The 18309-nt window shown below is 55.9% G+C and carries 21 protein-coding genes; 12 read left to right on the top strand and 9 right to left on the bottom strand.

Features of this window, described 5'->3' with window-relative positions:
- Window positions 1-92: 92 nt before the first annotated feature.
- A complete protein-coding gene (locus AC6I6N_RS08180) occupies window positions 93-1052 on the top strand; it encodes a threo-3-hydroxy-L-aspartate ammonia-lyase (protein ID WP_497943388.1) in 960 nt (319 codons plus the stop codon).
- A gap of 224 nt (window positions 1053-1276) precedes the next feature.
- Here AC6I6N_RS08180 and ruvA read toward each other — a convergent pair whose 3' ends face one another.
- The 6 genes from ruvA to AC6I6N_RS08150 all read right to left on the bottom strand — a co-directional run bounded on the left by ruvA (window position 1277) and on the right by AC6I6N_RS08150 (window position 6589).
- The gene (ruvA, locus tag AC6I6N_RS08175) at window positions 1277-1858 is read right to left on the bottom strand and encodes a Holliday junction branch migration protein RuvA (protein ID WP_121739460.1); all 582 of its coding nucleotides are present in this window, start codon (window positions 1856-1858) and stop codon (window positions 1277-1279) included.
- An 18-nt stretch (window positions 1859-1876) separates the two neighbouring features.
- A complete protein-coding gene (gene ruvC / locus AC6I6N_RS08170; RefSeq protein ID WP_094197530.1) occupies window positions 1877-2422 on the bottom strand; it encodes a crossover junction endodeoxyribonuclease RuvC in 546 nt (181 codons plus the stop codon).
- 1 nt (window position 2423) lies between these two features.
- A complete protein-coding gene (gene purH / locus AC6I6N_RS08165; RefSeq protein ID WP_497943387.1) occupies window positions 2424-4016 on the bottom strand; it encodes a bifunctional phosphoribosylaminoimidazolecarboxamide formyltransferase/IMP cyclohydrolase in 1593 nt (530 codons plus the stop codon).
- A 26-nt stretch (window positions 4017-4042) separates the two neighbouring features.
- Window positions 4043-4282: a helix-turn-helix domain-containing protein gene (locus AC6I6N_RS08160; RefSeq protein ID WP_003803089.1), complete on the bottom strand. Its 240-nt coding sequence runs from the start codon at window positions 4280-4282 to the stop codon at window positions 4043-4045.
- 55 nt (window positions 4283-4337) lie between these two features.
- Window positions 4338-5333 (bottom strand): tRNA dihydrouridine synthase DusB, encoded by a 996-nt coding sequence (gene dusB, locus AC6I6N_RS08155; protein ID WP_094197528.1) that lies wholly within the window; start codon window positions 5331-5333, stop codon window positions 4338-4340.
- Window positions 5334-5428: 95 nt separating this feature from the next.
- Window positions 5429-6589 carry an FAD-dependent monooxygenase gene (locus tag AC6I6N_RS08150; protein ID WP_094197527.1) on the bottom strand — a complete coding sequence of 387 codons (1161 nt, stop codon included), beginning with the start codon at window positions 6587-6589 and terminating at the stop codon, window positions 5429-5431.
- A 126-nt stretch (window positions 6590-6715) separates the two neighbouring features.
- Here AC6I6N_RS08150 and AC6I6N_RS08145 point away from each other — a divergent pair, with 126 nt between their 5' ends.
- The 4 genes from AC6I6N_RS08145 (at window position 6716) to AC6I6N_RS08130 (ending at window position 10237) form a co-directional block, all read left to right on the top strand.
- Window positions 6716-7165 (top strand): hypothetical protein, encoded by a 450-nt coding sequence (locus tag AC6I6N_RS08145; protein ID WP_230017567.1) that lies wholly within the window; start codon window positions 6716-6718, stop codon window positions 7163-7165.
- A gap of 340 nt (window positions 7166-7505) precedes the next feature.
- Window positions 7506-7841: a hypothetical protein gene (locus tag AC6I6N_RS08140; protein ID WP_003803097.1), complete on the top strand. Its 336-nt coding sequence runs from the start codon at window positions 7506-7508 to the stop codon at window positions 7839-7841.
- Window positions 7842-7871: 30 nt separating this feature from the next.
- Window positions 7872-8726, top strand: coding sequence for a cytochrome c oxidase assembly protein (locus AC6I6N_RS08135; protein ID WP_094197525.1), 855 nt, complete (start codon window positions 7872-7874; stop codon window positions 8724-8726).
- Between the two features lie 17 nt (window positions 8727-8743).
- Window positions 8744-10237 (top strand): M48 family metalloprotease, encoded by a 1494-nt coding sequence (locus AC6I6N_RS08130; RefSeq protein ID WP_230017568.1) that lies wholly within the window; start codon window positions 8744-8746, stop codon window positions 10235-10237.
- 28 nt (window positions 10238-10265) lie between these two features.
- Here AC6I6N_RS08130 and AC6I6N_RS08125 read toward each other — a convergent pair whose 3' ends face one another.
- Both AC6I6N_RS08125 and AC6I6N_RS08120 read right to left on the bottom strand, forming a co-directional pair.
- The gene (locus tag AC6I6N_RS08125) at window positions 10266-11396 is read right to left on the bottom strand and encodes a YheT family hydrolase (protein ID WP_094198418.1); all 1131 of its coding nucleotides are present in this window, start codon (window positions 11394-11396) and stop codon (window positions 10266-10268) included.
- Between the two features lie 66 nt (window positions 11397-11462).
- Window positions 11463-11675, bottom strand: a complete 213-nt coding sequence (locus AC6I6N_RS08120) for a zinc-finger domain-containing protein (RefSeq protein WP_094197523.1) — start codon at window positions 11673-11675, stop codon at window positions 11463-11465.
- Window positions 11676-11959: 284 nt separating this feature from the next.
- Here AC6I6N_RS08120 and AC6I6N_RS08115 point away from each other — a divergent pair, with 284 nt between their 5' ends.
- The 3 genes from AC6I6N_RS08115 (at window position 11960) to AC6I6N_RS08105 (ending at window position 14462) form a co-directional block, all read left to right on the top strand.
- On the top strand, window positions 11960-12646 hold the full coding sequence (locus AC6I6N_RS08115; RefSeq protein WP_094198417.1) for an AzlC family ABC transporter permease: 687 nt from the start codon (window positions 11960-11962) through the stop codon (window positions 12644-12646).
- A complete protein-coding gene (locus AC6I6N_RS08110) occupies window positions 12646-12981 on the top strand; it encodes an AzlD domain-containing protein (protein ID WP_094197522.1) in 336 nt (111 codons plus the stop codon). The genes AC6I6N_RS08115 and AC6I6N_RS08110 overlap by 1 nt, the downstream gene beginning before the upstream one ends.
- Window positions 12982-13094: 113 nt before the next feature.
- The gene (locus tag AC6I6N_RS08105) at window positions 13095-14462 is read left to right on the top strand and encodes a DEAD/DEAH box helicase (protein WP_094197521.1); all 1368 of its coding nucleotides are present in this window, start codon (window positions 13095-13097) and stop codon (window positions 14460-14462) included.
- On the opposite strand, the gene AC6I6N_RS08100 is transcribed toward AC6I6N_RS08105, so the two are convergent.
- Window positions 14442-14831: a thioredoxin family protein gene (locus AC6I6N_RS08100; RefSeq protein WP_108727870.1), complete on the bottom strand. Its 390-nt coding sequence runs from the start codon at window positions 14829-14831 to the stop codon at window positions 14442-14444. The two genes, AC6I6N_RS08105 and AC6I6N_RS08100, sit on opposite strands and share 21 nt — an antisense overlap.
- Window positions 14832-14904: 73 nt before the next feature.
- On the opposite strand from AC6I6N_RS08100, the gene AC6I6N_RS08095 reads away from it, so the two are divergent.
- The 4 genes from AC6I6N_RS08095 to phaP all read left to right on the top strand — a co-directional run bounded on the left by AC6I6N_RS08095 (window position 14905) and on the right by phaP (window position 18237).
- The gene (locus AC6I6N_RS08095; protein WP_108727869.1) at window positions 14905-15723 is read left to right on the top strand and encodes an EI24 domain-containing protein; all 819 of its coding nucleotides are present in this window, start codon (window positions 14905-14907) and stop codon (window positions 15721-15723) included.
- Entirely contained in the window at window positions 15713-16522 is an 810-nt protein-coding gene (locus tag AC6I6N_RS08090; RefSeq protein ID WP_108727868.1) for a competence/damage-inducible protein A, read from the top strand. The genes AC6I6N_RS08095 and AC6I6N_RS08090 overlap by 11 nt, the downstream gene beginning before the upstream one ends.
- Before the next feature lie 121 nt (window positions 16523-16643).
- Window positions 16644-17393: an IclR family transcriptional regulator gene (locus tag AC6I6N_RS08085; protein ID WP_162496905.1), complete on the top strand. Its 750-nt coding sequence runs from the start codon at window positions 16644-16646 to the stop codon at window positions 17391-17393.
- 244 nt (window positions 17394-17637) lie between these two features.
- Window positions 17638-18237, top strand: a complete 600-nt coding sequence (gene phaP, locus AC6I6N_RS08080; protein WP_094197516.1) for a TIGR01841 family phasin — start codon at window positions 17638-17640, stop codon at window positions 18235-18237.
- Window positions 18238-18309 lie beyond the last annotated feature (72 nt).

Here is an 18309-nt window from a genome sequence, read left to right as displayed (position 1 = left end):
ACAGGGAGGATCGTTTTGTGCCGACGGGTCTAGGCTGCTTCGCTTGGCATCCCGCATAATGTGGGTTGGAATTTTCAAACGAGATTTTAGCCATGTCCCTGGAATTACCTGATTTTGCTGATGTTGTGGCTGCCGCAGAACGCTTGGCGCCCGTGGCACACCGCACCCCGGTCCTGACTTCCACTACATTGAACGAGCGCCTGAATGGCGAAGTCTACTTCAAATGCGAGAACTTTCAGCGTATTGGTGCTTTCAAGTTCCGAGGTGGTTTCAATGCACTGGCGCGTTTGACGGATGAACAGAAAAAAACCGGTGTCGTGGCATTTTCTTCGGGTAACCATGCTCAGGCCGTGGCCTTATCAGCCAAGCTCTTGGGTATACCGGCCACCATCATCATGAATTCGGATGCGCCGGTTCTTAAGCTTGCTGCGACGCGCGGTTACGGGGCCAAAGTGATTGAGTACGATCGCCTGACCCAAGACCGTGCCCAGATTGCCCAGGACTTGGTGGAGCGCGAGGGACTGACTTTGATCCCGCCTTTTGCGCATCCTGATGTGATTTCTGGGCAAGGCACAGCGGCATTGGAACTGTTCCAGGAAGTGCCCGATTTGCAGCAATTTTATGTTCCCTTAGGTGGGGGCGGTTTGCTGTCGGGCTGCTTGCTGGCCGCCAAGGCCATGGCACCGGCTTGTGAAGTTTTTGGGGTAGAGCCACAGGCGGGCGATGATGCGCAGCAGTCTTTGCGTAGTGGGACGATCGTCAAGATTGCACCGCCTGCATCGATTGCTGATGGGGCGCTGACCCAAGCGCTGGCCCCCATGACGTTCGAGCTGATTCGCAGCATGGTGACGGATATTTTGACGGTGCCGGATACCGAGCTGGTTCAGGCCATGCGTTTCTTTGCAGAGCGCATGAAGATGGTGGTGGAGCCTACAGGGTGTCTGGGTGCCGCAGCGGCAATGCGTCAGGGGGATTTGCAAGGCCGTAAGGTTGGTGTGCTGATCAGTGGTGGTAATGTGGATGTCTCCGCCTTGGGTCGGCTGCTGGCTTGATGAGGTCAGTGATTTGCATACGTAAGCATTTATCTTGCCGATGGTTCAGAAAGCGGATCAAACTGGAGTTGCAAACGAGCAAACCGCAGTAAGCCAATAGGGCAATTAGCCAGTACATCATCGCATCAATAAGAGTCACGGCGGATACGCTGCCACATGGATAGATATTAAAAACCGGGCCGTTCAGATGAACGGCCCGGTTTCTTATTCATGGCAGTTTTTTGTCACGCGCGTGACAGCGACTTCAAGGCCTGCTTGATCCCTTCCGACACATCAATATCATCAGGTAGTGCTTTGACAGCAATACTGGCTTCCTTGTTGGAGTAGCCCAATGCCTCCAAGGCGTGCAGCACATCATCACGGCTATTGGGAACGGCGCTGACGGCGCCACCGCCACCCAGGTCTGCACCCAGCTTGCCACGCAGTTCCAGCAAAAGACGCTCGGCTGTTTTCTTGCCTATGCCTGGAATCTTCACCAGACGGGAAGTCTCCTGGCGGGTAATAGCATCGGCCAGTTCTTCAGCATTCATGCCTGAAAGCAAGGACAGGGCTGTGCGGGCACCAATACCGGTGACTTTGATCAGTGCCTTGAAGGTGCTGCGCTCGTTCAGGCTGGAAAAGCCAAACAGCACGTGAGCATCTTCACGAATGGCCAGATGGGTGAACAGATTGACCTGCGCCCCCAGCTCCGGCATTTGGTAGAGCGTACTCATGGGTACATCGATTTCATAACCGACCCCCCCTACATCCACGCAGATGGTAGGCGGTTGTTTTTCGATCAAGGTACCCCGGATGCGACCTATCATGATGTTCCTTCTGGATAGTTAACCCAAGATCCGGCCAGCGCGAATGCGACGGCGCGGCCCGCTTGTGAGAGCTCCGCTTTTTTGCAGACCACCCACCACACTGCTGTGATGGGCATGGCTGATGGCGCAGGCCAGGGCATCGGCCGAGTCCGGCGCAGGCAGGCCGTTCAACTGCAAGAGCCGTTGGACCATCAGTTGGATTTGTTCTTTGGCAGCGTGGCCGCTGCCGGTGACGGTTTTCTTGATCTGCAAAGCCGTGTATTCATGGACATCCAGCCCACCTACCGCCAGTGCACACAAGGCGGCGCCCCGTGCTTGCCCCAGCAAAAGGGTAGAGGCAGGGTTGCTGTTTACAAAGACTTTTTCAATGGCAGAGGTATCGGGCTTGCTTTGCTCAATCACTTCCGTGATGTGAGTCAAAATCAGCTTGAGCCGCTCTGCCAGAGGCAGATCGGGCGGGACCACGATGGTCCCGCTGGCCACATAGCGCAAGCTGGGCCCCTGGGCGTCGATCACTCCGAAACCAGTGCGACGCAAGCCAGGGTCTATGCCCAGGATTCGCATATTAGTGACGGAAGTGGCGTGTGCCGGTCAAGACCATGGCAATACCACGCTCGTTCGCGGCGGCAATAACTTCGTCGTCACGCACGCTGCCGCCGGGCTGAATCACGCAGGTGGCGCCAGCTTCGGCAACCACATCCAGACCATCGCGGAAGGGGAAGAACGCGTCGGACGCGACAGCCGAACCCTGCAGGGTCAAGCCCGCGTTTTCAGCCTTGATGGAGGCGATGCGGGCAGAGTCCACACGGCTCATCTGGCCTGCGCCTACGCCTAGCGTCATGCCTTGACCGCAGAACACAATAGCGTTGGATTTCACGTACTTGGCCACGTTCCAGGCAAACAGCATGTCTTGCATTTGCTGGGTGGTAGGCTGGACTTGCGTCACGACCTTGAAGCCTTCGGTGTTGTCGCGGAACGTATCGGGCGTTTGCACCAACCAGCCGCCACCCACACGTTTGACGTCAAAAGCGTTGTGAGCCTGACCGGGCTGAATGCTCAGTACGCGCACGTTCTTTTTCGCGGCAAACACGTCCAGTGCACCTTGAGTGTAGGAAGGTGCCAGCAGGACTTCCACAAACTGGCTGCTGATCGCTTGGGCCGCCGCTTCGTCCACCTCGCGGTTAAAGGCAATAATGCCGCCAAAGGCCGAGGTTGGGTCTGTTTGGAAGGCTTTGCGGTAGGATTCTTCGGCGGTTTCGCCCAAGGCTACACCACACGGGTTAGCGTGCTTGACGATGACGCAGGCGCCCGCATCAAAGCTGCGTACACATTCCCAAGCGGCATCGGCGTCAGCAATATTGTTGTAGGACAGTTCCTTGCCCTGCAATTGCTTGTAGCGACCCAGCAGACCTTCACCAATGGTGCCGTCTGTGTAGAAAGCAGCGCTTTGGTGCGGGTTCTCGCCGTAGCGCAGCGTCTGTTCCTGTTTGAGCTGAATAGTCAGCACATTGGGCCAGGTGTTCAATTCGGGGGCGCTGTCCTGGGCAGGCTCGGCTTGAGCCAGGCTGCTCAGGTAAGCGGCAATGGCACCGTCGTAAGCGGCGGTATGGGCGTAGACCTTGGCAGCCAGTTCCAAACGCAGGCCGTAAGAAGGGTGACCAGCAGGGCCGTCCATATCAGCCAGTACGCGTTCGTAATCGACAGGGTCAATGACGACACAGGCGCCGCCTTCAGGCGTACCGTGGTTTTTGGCAGCAGCGCGCAACATGGCGGGGCCGCCAATATCAATGTTCTCTACCGCATCGGCAAAGGTGCAACCCGGCTTGGCAATGGTTTCACGGAATGGGTAGAGGTTGACGACCAGCAGATCGATACGGTCAATGCCGTGCTCTTCCAATGTCTTCAGGTGTTCGGCGCTGTCGCGACGGGCCAGCAGGCCACCGTGAATTTTGGGATGCAGTGTTTTGACACGGCCATCCAGAATTTCTGGCGAACCGGTGTGCTGGGCCACTTCGGTAACGGTCAGGCCGGCCTGGGCCAGCAGCTTGGCCGTGCCGCCAGTGGAGAGAAGCCGCACTCCGCGCTGGGCGAGTGCTTGGGCAAATTCGACAATACCGGTTTTGTCGGAGACAGAGAGAAGAGCTGTCTGGATTTTCATGGAAGGTGAGACGTGAGAGTTAGGAATCAGGGTTGCAGATTGTGGGCGCTGAGTTTTTTGCGCAAGGTACTGCGCGTGATACCCAGCATTTCTGCGGCCTTGGATTGGTTGCCCGCGGATTTCTCCAGGGCAACTTGCAGGACAGGCCGTTCCACGCAGGAGATGACCATCGACAACAGATCGCGTGGCTCGGATTCGCCCAGATCGGCGAAGTAGCGTTCGAGGCGTTCACGTACGGACTGTTCTAGTGGGTTGGTCGTTGACATTTTTTTCTGAAGGTATACGAAGTACTTAAATACAAAAGAGCCACACAGCTGTCTTTTATTGCAGGTAGGGCTGGTCCAGGTCGCATTCTTGAAACCAGTGAGTAATGGCTTCTAATTGATCTGCACAGTTTTCGATACGATTAATCTGATCCAGCCAGTGTCGGGAGTCCGGCATATCCGACAGATACCAGCCTATATGCTTGCGGGCAGTACGTACTCCAGTGTGCTGCCCGTAGAAAACGTAGTGGTCTTGCAGGTGTTCGATCATGCAATCGCGCAGCTCGCCAAAGGTGGGGGCTGCACGATGTTCGCCATGTTCGAGGTAATGCAGGATTTCCCTGAAGATCCAGGGCCGCCCTTGCGCGGCTCGACCAATCATGACGGCATCCGCTCCGGTGTACTCTAGTACGAATTTTGCCTTTTCGGGACTATCGATATCCCCATTGGCGATGACCGGAATAGAGAGGCTGTTCTTGACTTCGCGTATGGTGTCGTATTCGGCGTGGCCCTGGTAGAAGTCGCAGCGTGTGCGACCATGCAGGGTCAACGCGGCGATGCCGATATCTTCGGCCAAGCGGGCAATACGAACAGCATTGCGCGATTGCGCATCCCAGCCAGTGCGGGTCTTGAGTGTAACCGGAACCTGGTAGGGAGTACATGCCTTGACAACGTGTTCAAGGATTTCAATGATGCGTGGCTCGTCACGTAACAGGGCAGAACCCGAGGCGACGTTACAGACTTTTTTGGCCGGGCATCCCATATTGATATCAATGATACGAGCGCCTTTGCTGATGTTGAATACGGCGGCTTCGGCCATCATTTCAGGGTCGGAGCCGGCAATCTGTACAGCGATCGGGTCAGCCTCTCCTTCGTGATTGAGGCGTCGTGCTGTTTTCACGCTATCCCACAAGCGCTTGTTGCTGGCGGCCATTTCCGAGACGGCATAACCGGCGCCCAGTGTCTTGCACAGACGACGATAAGGTCTGTCTGTGACTCCCGCCATGGGGGCAATGAAAATAGGGTTGGGAAGGGTCCAGGGGCCGATACGCATGGGGAAGATTTTAACCCTGCGACACGGCTTCGTGGGCAAGGACTTACAAGAAGAAAAGGACAGGCCCCGTATTAGGGCCCCTGTTGCTGGTGGGCCTAGGCGCGCATCCCTTGCAGCAGTTGTCGGGCAAAGGGCTGACGAGCGAAAGGCAGGGTGTCCATCGCCAACAGTCCTAGACCACAAGCGTGCTGGATCAAGGGGTTTTTGGTGGCAAACAGACGTGGCAAAGTGTCGGTGATGGCAGCAGTTAACCAGCGATCCGGACGACGCAGACGGGCATAGCGTGCCAAAAAGGGATCGGGGTTCTGGCTGCAATCGGCTTGCCAGGCGGCCAGACACTGTGACAATTGTGCGACATCGCGCAGGCCCAGGTTCAGACCCTGACCGGCAACCGGGTGCAAGGTCTGGGCGGCATTGCCTACAGCCAGCAGGCGCTCGGACAAGCGGCTGGGGCCAGCATGGAAGGCGAGCGGAAAGATGTGGCGCTTGGAGACCAGCTCCAGATGCCCCAGGCGCTCCCCAAAGGCCTGCAGCATGGCGGTCTGAAACGCGTCGACAGGCAGTTCGGCCAAGGATTGGCTGCGCTCCGGGCTATTGCACCAGACGATCGCGTATAGGTCCGGAGCGTCAGGGTGGGGCAGGGCTGCAAAGGGGCCATGTTCGGTAAAGCGCTCGTATGCCCAGCCGGTTTGAGGCTGGCTGGCGCGTACTGTCGTCAACAGGGCGTGTTGGCCGTAATCGCGTCGTACGCCGCTGGGACGGACGCCGTCACACTGCACGGCAATCAAGGCCGTGGCCTGACCGGCATCGTGGTCGACCAGAATTTGTTTGGGGGCGGAATGGGTACGGGCTTGCTGGGCAGGCAGCAGGGTGACGCCGCTGTCGCGCAACCGGGCATGCAAGGCCCAGAGCAAATCATCGTAATGCACCACCGCGCCCAGATCGGGGACGCCCAGTTCATCGGCCTGAATCAGGCAACGGCCCAGACGCCCCTTTTGGGATACATGCACGGTGCGCATCAGGGCGGCGCGCTCGGGCCAGGCTTTGAGCTGATTCAGAATCAAGCGACGGCTGCCGTGATTCAGGGCCAGGGTGCGCGGATCGCCTTGAGCATGTTCGGTGCTGGCCAGATTGAAGTTTTTCCCCAGGACGGCGATGCGTGACGGGCTTGGGTGCTGGGCAGCCAGCATTAGCGCCAAAGATGCGCCTACGGGACCGGCGCCACAAATGGCGATGTCGTAGTCGGTGGCATTCATGGGGGACCTCATGACGGCAAGGAAGTAATTCAGGTATTGTACGGGAAGGTGGCTGTCAAATTGGCGTTAAGCAATTGACAGCTGTGCTCAATGGCTGGCAGCACGAGCCCGGATTGGATGCCTTGCATGTCTCAGCAGACTTTGTCATTTGTACAGACCAAACCTTTTCGCCATAAAGTCACCGCCGCGTGGCTGTCTCTTTTATTAGGCGTGGTGGGCGCACAGCACCGTTATTTGGGCCGGCGTTTTTGGTATGTCCCGTTGGCGTTTACCAGTTTGGCCGTTCTGGGAACGCTGGTGTTTGAGCAGGGGCTGGATTCGCTATTTCCCAATTTGTTGATCTTGCCAGTCAGTGCCGGGATTATCGAGGCCGTCATTCTGGCTCTGCGTAGCCCCGAAAAATTTGACGCGCTCTACAACCGGCAAAGCGATCAACATAACCAGCATGGCTGGCCCAGTGTCCTGACGGCGGTGGTGGCTGCAGTTGCCTTTGCCAATATCAGCCTGTTCTGGCTGGTGCACATCATCATGGCCTTTTATCGCTATATGGGCTGGCTGGATTTGTCTGTGTATTAAACACATCAAGTGCCTTGTAAAGTAAAGGTTTTTCTAGGGGGCTGCCTTGTGGAAGGGGGCTGCGCACGTTACACTACGGGTTCTTTAGTTTTATAGGAGCTGTGTGGTGAATCCCGACCCCGGCGACAGTGCTAGTCGATCTATGTTCGACCTATCTATGTCCAGGCGCGTTCAGGCCCGCTGATTCCTTCACAGCTTGCCGCGTCCTGGAAATTTCAGGGCGTGGTATCTCAGGCAGTTGTTCTTGCTGCCTTAACTTCCCCGCCATTTCATTCTCTGAAAGCCTTGCGCTTTCTGAATCCTGATGTGTTGCAACGTTAATGTGCAATAGGGGGAATGTATGCGTATTTTTGATCTCTTTTTGCGCCGTGCCGGCATCCAGGCCTCTGCCCTGCGTGCCCGTGCCCCTTTGTCCGTCTCCCGTTTGACGGTTGTCTGCCCTCGTGGCGATCTGGCCCAGATCCGGCGTCGTATTTACTCGGACCTGAACACGGCGGGTATCCGCGTGGCCAATGTGCAGGTGGACCATTCCGATACGCACGATACCGCGTGCGTGACCTTGACCTGCCCGCCTGAACTGCGAGCAGAGCTGATGCAGCGTGCCCGGTTGATTCGGGATTATCCCGGTGTGTTGAATGTGAAGTGGGCAGGCCGGGAGCGTATTGCTATAAACTAAACCGCAACTGGATTTGCGGATGGCGCTGCTATGTCCTTGCTCGACTGGCTGACACCTTGGGAGTTTTCTCCTGTTCTGCTTTTGACCTTCTTGCTGGTCATCACTTTGTACGTCCGGGGGCGGCAAGTACACCGCCCCAATCTTTTGCGCCAGTCCTTTTTCTGGATTGGCCTGATTCTCCTCTACCTTTCTTTGCACACGCGCCTGGACTATTACGCCGAGCGCATGTTCTTCATTCATCGGGCCCAGCATCTGATCTTGCATCATCTGGGGCCCTTGTTTCTGATGGGTGCCTATCCTGGTCAAACCTTGCGCGCTGGCTTGCCTTCAAGCTGGCGACGGGCTCTGGCGCACTGGTTGCGTCGACCCAGTGGCCGGCGTGTCCAGGCTGTCCTGACCAACCCGATACTGGTCGCTTTCCTGTTTGTTTTCCTGGTCCTGATCTGGATGCTGCCTACGGTGCAGTTCTATTCCATGCTGGACTGGCGTTTGTACCGTTTGATGAACTGGTCTGTGGTGATCAGCGGGATCATGTATTGGAACCTGATCCTGGATCGCCGGCCTTCGCCACCGGCCCGGCTGTCGGTGGGTGGGCGTATACTTTCGCCGGTTATTACGATGGTGCCGCAAATGATTGTGGGTGCCATCATCACCTTTACCGAATACGATCTCTATCCAATTTTTGATTTATGTGGTCGTGCCATTGCGGGCATGGATGCTCTGGATGATCAGGTCATGGGAGGCCTGATCATGTGGGTGCTGGCCGGTCTGGTAGAAGTGTTTGGCCTTTTGTATGCCTTGGGCACCTTGATGCGCCTGTCAGCGCGTCACCGTTTGCCAGAATCTCGCAGGCAGACAAACGCTATGATGGTCAGGGCCAATTGATTTTGTCGGGAGTATCCATGCAGTTTAAACCCGCCCGTTCCGCGCTTTCTCTATGTCTGGCACTGTCGCTGACGTTCAGTTCAGTGATACCTGCACAGGCGCAGCCTGTGGGCATTCCTTCAATGGGAGCCGCTTCGGGTGCCGAGCTGTCTCCGGCTTTGGAGCGGACTTTGGGCAATGCCATTATGGAGCAGGGCAGGCGCTCGCCCGAATATGTGTCGGACCCGGATATCAATCAGTATCTGACGGATATGGGCCGCAGGCTGGCTCAGTATGGCCCGGCCATGGCGCAGCCTGTGACGGTGTTTGTCCTGCGCGATAGCAGTATCAATGCCTTCGCCTTGCCCGGTGGCTATATTGGTATTCATAGCGGTCTGTTTACGGCTTCACAGTCTGAGTCCGAGCTGGCCTCGGTGCTGGCTCACGAAATTGCCCACGTGGCGCAACGTCACGTGGCTCGCGGTATTACGCAAAGTGCCCAAAGCAATCACTTGTTGATTGCTGCTCTGGCCGGTGCCTTGCTGGGTGCCTTGGCGGGCAGCGGTGATCTGGCGATGGGGGCGGCCGCCTTCGGACAAGCGGCAGCCGTGGATCGTCAGTTGGGATTTTCACGGCAGGCTGAGCAAGAGGCTGACCGGGTTGGTTTCGAGATGTTGCTCAAGGCCGGTTACGAACCCCAAGGCATGGTGCAGATGTTTCAGCGTCTGGCGGCGGCTTCGCGCCTGAATGAACGTGCGACAGCCAATGAGTACGCCAGCACTCACCCCATGTCTCAGCAGCGTGAATCGGACATCAGTAACCGGGTGCGCGGTTTGCCGGCCAGCAGTTATCAGGACACTCCTTCGTTTTGGTATATCCGTGCGAAGTTGATGGTGATGCAGGCCGGGGGCGGGCAGTCCTTGCGCGTTCTGGAGCAGGCTCTGCAAAGCACGAACCAGTCACAAAGTGATCTGGAGCGCTCTGCGGCGCAGTATGGTCTGGCTTATATTGCGCAAGGCCGTCAGGATTATGAGCAGGCTCGTGTGCATTTGACTGAAGCTCGGGGGCAGGGGCAGTTCCAGGCTCCTGAACTGGATACCTTGGGGATCCGCATTGCGATTGCCGATCGTGATGTGCAAGGGGCTTTGAATTTAGCTAAACAAGCCTGGCAGCGGTGGCCCAAGAGCCAAGGGGTGGCTCTGGCTTATGTGCAGGTCTTGCAGCAATTGGGACAGAATGATCAGGCGCAGGCTTTCTTGACGGATCGCATCAAACAATGGCCTGATGAACCGCAATTGCATCAGTTGCTGGCCAAAACCTATGACCGTTTGGGCGATGGGGTTAAGGCTCGTCGGGCCATGGCTCAATATTATGAATTGGTCGGGGCATTGCCTACCGCGGTGGAGCAACTACAGCAGGCGCGTAATCTGACCCAGGATTTCTATCAGCAATCTGAGCTGGATACGCAGATTCGCCAATTGCGCGAGCGTGTTGAAAGTGAGCGTGTCTTGCTGGAGCGTTTCCGCTCCTGATGAGCCCGCAGGCCCGCTTTAAGCCGTTTTAGCTATTGGTTTCAAAAAAGCGGGCCAGTCTTGCGGGTAACCATCCCATATTGCCGGGAATACTACCTGTAATGAACCCGACGTGCCCACCTTCGGCTGGCTGGTGCAGCAAAATAGAATCCGAGCAGTCCTGAATTGTTGGCAAACTGGTGTGCGGCACGAAAGGATCGTTGCGGGCATTCAAAACCAACGTGGGGATTTTGATATTGCGTAGCAAAGGTTTGCTGGACGCGCGCGTCCAGTAGTCCAGCGCATGGCTGAAACCGTGCATGGGCGCAGTGTAAATATCGTCGAAGTCGCGTATGGTGCGGGCCTGGTTTAGGCGGGCAGTATCGACCATTCCTGGAAAGCGATGGGCTTTGTCCTGCAACTTGCGGCGCATGCTTTTCAAAAAGTAGGGCGAGTAGAACCAGCGACCCATTCGGGATTCGGACAGGTAGCGGCCACAAGCGACCAGATCCAGTGGCACCGAAATGGAGGCACATGCCTGCAGCCAGGAGACCTCATCACCCGCTTCACCCAAGTACTTGAGCACGGCATTGCCGCCCAGCGAGGTGCCGGCCGCATGCCAGCGCACATTGGGCAGATGGCCACGAACGGTATTTAAGATAAAGCTGATTTCTTCCGAGTCGCCCGAGTAATAGGCGCGTGCCATACGATTTGGAAAGCCTGAGCAACCCCGGAAATGGGCGACAACTACAATCCAGCCGCGTGCGCGAAAGTACTGCGCAATGGCCTGGATGTAATGGCTGCGGCTGCTGCCTTCCAGGCCGTGAAACAGGATCAGAGCATGGGTGTCAGTGGTGCTGGGCAGGCTGTCCCAATCCTGGGGCTGCATCCAGCGGCGGGCAGCGGTACGGGATAGATGGGCGTCGGGCTGGGCGGTGGCGCCGTTGGCCAGCTTGTCTGCAAACAGGCCCGGCCCGGTCCAGTCCAGATCCAGAAAATCGCCATCGGGCGTATCAAGTCTTTGGCGGACAAAGGCAATATGGTGATGGCGGGCAAAAAATGCCCCGTGAATCGTTTGAAGGTGTCCGCCAGGCAGCCAGGCGGGCAGAGGGCAGGCGCTGGAATCCAGACGAGCAGTCACTTCGGCATGACGCCAAGGGTGCGCGTCTGCTCCGGGCACAGGGCCCGGCGCTATCGCATTGCCAGAGGGGGGAGCAGTGGGATCCAACGAAGCCAGCTTCAAAAATTAATGACCGTGAACCTTCTCGCCTTCTTTCAGGCGGTAGCGGGCACCACAGTAAGGACAAGCGGCTTCGCCAGTTTTGCTGATATCGATGAATACGCGAGGGTGCATATTCCATAGCGTGCTGCCAGGACGAGGGCAGTGTACGGGCAGATCGTCGGCTCCGACCATGATCAGTTCGTGATCTGCTTTTTTAGGTTCGATAGCGGCGCTCATAAGGTTCCTGATAACAATGAGAGGGTAACAATACCGTACACGTAACGGCGATGCTGAGCGTTACGTGCGTAGACTAGCGATTGTAGCAAGACCCGGCCTGTTTTTTCTTGACCATATTAATAGAGTAAGATGTTCGGGGCCGTCTTTTGCTTCTAGAATAAGAAAAATCACAAGTAAAGCTGCCTCCACAGATTACCGCTTGCGGGCAGCACATCTCAGGAGACGGCGTGTCAGCCTTCACAAGATTATCGGCCTTGTTGCCTAGCGCACAGGACCGTGTGCATATGCGCGCCGGTTTTATCGACTTTATTCCCGCTTTGATAGCCACTGTGGTCTGGGGTTTTGTGACGGGTGTGGCGATGGTCAAGTCTGGTCTGAGTGGCTTGGAAGCCACCTTGATGACCTTGTTTGTGTATGCAGGATCGGCCCAACTGACAGCCTTGCCGCTGATCGAATCTCACGCCCCCTTGTGGCTGATTTTCACCGCCGGTTTTATCGTCAATATCCGTTTCATTATTTTTGGAGCGGCCTTGCAGCCTTTTTTCCGCCATTTGAGTTGGAAAAAGCGTCTGGGCCTGGGTTACATCACCAGTGACATGGTGTTTGTTCTGTTTATGTCCAAGTATGGTGACTCCAAAGAGCGCGGCTCGCGCGAGCATCTTTGGTATTACCTGGGTATCATCCTGCCCGGTTGGCTGAGCTGGCAGATTGCTTCCTTGTCGGGCATTGTGCTCAGTGCGTATGTACCGCCTTCCTGGTCGCTGGAGTTTGCGGCCATTCTGGCTTTGCTGGCACTGTTGATTCCCCTGGTCAATAACCGTGCGATGTGGGCCTGTCTGATTACGGCCAGTGTGATTGCGTGGGTTGGACAGGCGCTTCCCCTGCGTTTGGGGCTGGTGGCAGCCGTGCTTGGCGGAGTGTTGGCTGGCGTGGCGGCAGAACAACTGCAACGGCATAGGGATGCACGGTGATGAGCGATTGGCAGTATGATTGGTACGTTTTGGGTGCAATTGCCCTGTTGGTGTTGTGCAGCTTGCTCACCCGTTCAGGCTATTTCATGTTTGGTGATTTGCTGCCCCTGACCGAACGTATGCGGCGCGCCTTGCGCTTTGCTCCGGTGGCTGCTCTGGCAGCAATCATTATCCCGGAACTTTTGCCTTGGGCTTACGGCGACACCCCTCGACTGGATATTAAAGCCTTGGCCAGCCTAGTGGCTGTGCTGGTGTTTATTCGTACCCGTAACGCTGTATGGGTAATCGTGGCCGGGATGGTGTCGTTCTGGCTGATACGTGCCGTGATGCCCTGAAATCCTGACGCGAGTACTTAATGCCTGTGGCCGCTGTTGATGCTGGCAGGCATCAGTTAAAATAGGATTGTTACAAATGCTTGCCACTGATGGCAAGCCGACTTTTTGCGTACATGACAGATAAAACTCCTTCGACTCCCAATGACCTTACGTTTGCTGATTTCGGTCTGCACCCTGGAATATTAAATGCCGTCACCGAGGCGGGCTATTCCAAGCCTACGCCTATTCAGGCCGAGGCCATTCCTGTGGTGCTGGCTGGCCGTGATGTTATGGGGGCCGCCCAGACGGGGACAGGTAAGACGGCAGCCTTTTCTTTGCCTATCCTGAATCGTCTGATGGCACACGCCACGACCAGCGCTTCTCCCGCTCGTCACCCGGTGCGGGCGTTAGTGCTGACGCCAACACGCGAGTTGGCCGACCAGGTGGCTGAGAGCATTGCGCTCTATAGCAAATCGGTCCCGCTGCGCTCGACGGTGGTATTTGGTGGCGTGGATATCGGACCACAAAAAGAAGCCCTGCGACGCGGCGTGGAGATTGTCATCGCGACCCCGGGCCGTCTGCTCGATCATATTGATCAGCGCACCATCAATTTAAGCCAGGTCAGCATGCTGGTGCTGGACGAAGCAGACCGCATGCTGGACATGGGCTTTTTGCCCGATCTGGACCGTATTGTTTCCATGCTGCCGAAAAGCCGTCAGGGCTTGTTGTTCTCGGCGACGTTCAGCAAGGAAATTCGTAAGCTGGCCCGTAACTTCCTGAATGATCCGGTCGAGATTGAAGTGGCCGCCCGCAACGCGACCGCCTCGAATGTGACCCAGGTGGTATACCCCATGTCAGCAGACGAGAAGCGTCGTGCCGTGGCGCATCTGATCAAGACCAAGAAGTTGACGCAAACCATCGTTTTTTCCAATACCAAGATTGGTGCTGGTCAACTGGCACGCTATCTGGAACGTGAAGGCATCAAGGCGGAATCCATTCATGGCAACAAAAGCCAGCTGGAACGCATGAAAGTGCTGGACGCCTTCAAGAGCGGCACCGTGGATGTATTGGTGGCAACCGACGTGGCCGCTCGTGGTCTGGATGTGGCCGGGATGCCTTGTGTGATCAATGTGGACCTGCCGTATAACGCCGAGGACTACGTCCATCGTATTGGTCGTACCGGGCGTGCTGGTGCCTCGGGGGAGGCGATTGCCTTGATGGCCCCCGATGAAGAGCATCTGTTGCAGGACATTGAAAAATTGATTGGCACCGTTGTGCCACGTCTGAAGCTGGATCTGCCGTCAACGGCTTCGTCGCCCCGTTCCGGCCCCAAGCGCCATGAGCGTCGTTCGTATCAGTCAAACACGCCACCGGTGGATGATTTTTTCTTAAAGCCTTACGAGCCATCGACCGCTGCGGCGCCTAAGCCAGCGGTAACGTCTTCTTCCAACACAACGCGCAAGCGTTCGGTGGGTGTCCTTTTAGGCGGCGGCCGCTACTAAGGCGCGCAAATCTCCAGGCCCGGTATTAAGCACCGGACTGCGTTCTGAGATGCTGTGCACCAGACGTGTCAGATGTTCGATATGAGGCAGCATGGGACCGTAAAAAACGGTCCCATTTTCGTTTTGGATCAGCAAGGTGGGGAAGTCTTCGATATCTTCCTCGCCCAGCAGTTCAGGCTGCTCTTCAATATCAATCCAGATCAGGCAGGCTTGGGGAAATTGTGTGGCTAAAGCCTCAAAAGCGGGCTGATATTGCTGACAGGTTTTGCACCATTGGGCACAGAAACAGGCAATCAGCAAAGCGTTGGGCGTAGCTTGCAAATGGGCAGCCAGAGCGGGCAGATCGTGTTGGGCGTTGAACAAGGCCATAATTTCATACAGACAAAAAGAAGCGACTGTGTCTATGATACTCGGGTAATCGATTTTGCTTCGCAGGAGCTGTATGTCCCTTTTTTCATCTGCCCCATCTCGATCGGGCCCGGCTGGTGGATGGGCCAGTATTTCAACCGCCTTCAAGCGTTCATTGGTGTCGCAATTTCAGCCACGCATGCTGGTGGCTTTGGTCATGCCTTTTCTGATCATGTTTGTGGGCCTGATTCTGTTGAGTTGGCTGCTTTGGACGCCTCTGCAGAACTGGTTGCTGGAGGTGTTGGGCGGCTGGAATACCTTTGAGTCTGTGGATCAATGGCTGGTGGGCCTGGGCCTGTTCTCGCTGAAAGTGTATTTGGCCCCCTTGCTGGCCTTGGGCATTTTATTGCCGCTGGCAGGGGTGCTGGGCCTGATTATTGCAGCCGTTCTGGTCATGCCTTTGGTTTTGGGGCACTTGCAGCAGAAGGACTATCCCGATGTGATCAAGCAAGGTCATAATGCGACGGCTTATAGCGTCTGGAATGCTGTTTGGGTGGGCACCTTGTTTTTGGTGGGCTGGCTAGTCACCTTGCCCTTATGGATTTTTCCTCCTTTTGCGCTGATTCTTCCCGTGCTGTGGTGGGTCTTTGCCCTGACGCGCATGTTACGGGTGGACTCCTTGGTAGAGCATGCCAATGTGCCAGAGCGTAAATATTTGTGGTCCCGTCTGAATAGTCAGTACTGGCTGATCGGCCTGGTATTTGCCTTGTTGAATCTGATTCCGCCCGCTTGGCTGGTCTTGCCCGTGTTCTCGGCCCTGGTATTTGCTCATTTCTCTTTGGAAAACCTTCGTCGCCTGCGTCAGCAAGAGGCAGCTGCGGCTTCTACTTCACTCATAGACCATGACAACTAAGGATCAAGCCATTATTCGTTTGATTATCATTGGCGACGAAATCCTGTCGGGACGTCGTTACGATAAACATTTTTTAAAATTGATTGAGTTGCTGGGGGCCAGGGGGTTGCAGTTGGGAGGCGCGCAGATCATCCCTGATGATCTGGATACGATTGCCGCTACGTTGGAGCGCAGTTTTGCGACACCGGATATTGTGTTTTGCTGTGGCGGCATTGGCGCGACACCGGATGACCAAACCCGTCAGGCGACGGCCAAAGCCTTGGGTGTAGACCTGACGCTGCACCCCGAGGCAGCGGCCTTGATTACCGAGCGTTGCGCTGAAAACGAACGTAATGGCGTGGGTAGTGCTGATATGTCCTTGCCCGAGAACCAGCAGCGCTTGCAGATGGGCATGTTCCCCGAGGGGGCAGAAATTGTGCCCAATACATACAACAAAATCCCCGGTTTTTTCATTCACAACCATACCTTTATGCCGGGCTTTCCCGTGATGGCCTGGCCCATGATGGAGTGGACGCTGGATACTCGCTATCGACAATTGCATCATCAGGCTCATCGGGTAGAGCATTCTTTCCTGGCCTTTAATTTGCCTGAGTCACGCATTACACCGGCGATGGAACATGTAGAGCTGACTTGGCCTGGGGTAAAAGCATTTAGTTTGCCTAGTGTGGAGGGGACAGATGGGCGGCCTCATATTGATCTGGGCGTAAAAGGCGACCCGGAACCGGCAGCAGAAGCGTTGGACTATTTGCGCAAACAGGTGCTGGATTTGGGGGGAAGCTTGAGCCCTGCGCTAAAATAGCGCTTGCCAAGCGCGCGGCCATTTCATATTATGGAATTTGTTGCGTTGCATCATAATTCTCCTAATAATGACAACAAATTCCTTTACGCCTTCTAACGCATCGCCAAGCAATGGTGGGCAGATGTCGATCCAGGTGCTGGAACGCGCCATGATCCTATTGGACGAACTGGCCAAGCAATCCGAGCCAGTGGCATTGAAGAACCTGGCGGCGGCAACTGGCCTGCACACGTCTACGACTCACCGCATCCTGAATGATTTGGTGGTGGGACGGTACGTTGAGCGTGTGGATAGTGGTTTGTATCGCCTGGGCATGCGTTTGCTGGAGTTGGGCTCCTTGGTGAAAGGCCGCCTCAATGTCCGTGCGGCTTCCTTAGCTCCCATGCGCGAGTTGCACAAGTACACCGGACAAACGGTCAATCTGTCCCTGCAGCAGGGCGATGAAATTGTCTATGTAGAACGTTCCTGGAGTGAGAGCTCCGGCATGCAGGTGGTGCGGGCCATTGGTGGCCATGCGCCTTTGCATTTGACCTCTACCGGCAAGCTGTTTTTGGCCTCCTGGGAGCCGCGTCAGGTTCGGGCTTACGTCATGCGGACCGGTCTGGCTGGTGCGACCCGCAACAGCATCACTCAATTGGAGTTGCTGGAACGTGAGTTGGCGCAAGTTCGCCGCTTGGGTTATGCCCGCGATAACGAGGAGCTAGAAATGGGCGTGCGCTGTATTGCGGCGGGTGTGTACGATGATACCGGCAAGCTTTTGGCGGGCTTGTCTCTGTCTGCGCCTGCTGAGCGTTTGCACGACGACTGGATTCCTGTTCTTTTGAGCACGGCCGCCAGGATCTCTGAAACGCTGGGGTACGACAAACAGCGCTAGGTCTTTGTTTTATCGCTGTTTTTAAGTCATTTATGACAAATAAATGACGGTTTTGTTGCAGCGCAACAAATTTCGTTGACTTTGGTTTGGATAGCGCTTAAAGTTGAATTGTTGCGGTGCAACATAGAAGGTTTGCCTTGCGTAGTTGCGAGTGGGCTGGGCCTTCTACAGACCCTTGTCTAGTAACACTGACATTAATTTCACGTTGGCTTGACCCAGGCCACGTATCTCCAAGGAAAACATCATGAGTGCTATTCCACAAAACGTACTGGAATCCCAACAAGCTACTTTGAACAACCTGTTCGCTGCCCAAGGTCAATTGCTGCAAGGCTTTGAAAAGCTGGTTGGTCTGAACCTGAATCTGCTGCGCAGTTCGCTGGAACAAGCGGCTGGCCAATCCCAGCAAGTCATCAATGCCAAAGACGTGCAAGACGTTGTGGCCCTGTCGCAAAACGTGGCCAAGCCTAATGCTGCTCAGGCTCTGGAATACGGCAAAAGCGTGTACGACATTTTCTCCGACCTGCAACTGAATCTGTCGCGTATCGCTGAGGCTCAACTGGCTCAAGGTCAACAGCACGCTGCTGACGCGATTGACCAACTGGCCAAAAATGCCCCTACCGGCACCGAAAGCGCTGTTGCTTTGTTGAAGTCCTCCTTCGCCACGGCTTCCAATGCTGCTGAGACCGTTGTTAAGGCGGCTCGCCAAGCTGCTGATGCTGCTGAAAGCAACATCCAGGCTGCTACCAACGCCAGCTTGAAAGCGGCTGCTCAAGTGACTGAAGCCAGCAACAAAACGGTTGAAGCGGCTGCCGCTGCTGCAACTGCTGCTACCAGCAAGAAGTAAATCGTTGCTTGCCTGATTTGATCAGGTGTTAAAGGAAAAGCCAGCTCGATGAGCTGGCTTTTTTGCTTCGTG

This window comes from Alcaligenes sp. LTN-3 (genome assembly GCF_059735605.1).
The sequence above is the reverse complement of the archived record's forward strand: the minus strand, read 5'-3'. Positions and strand labels throughout refer to the sequence as shown.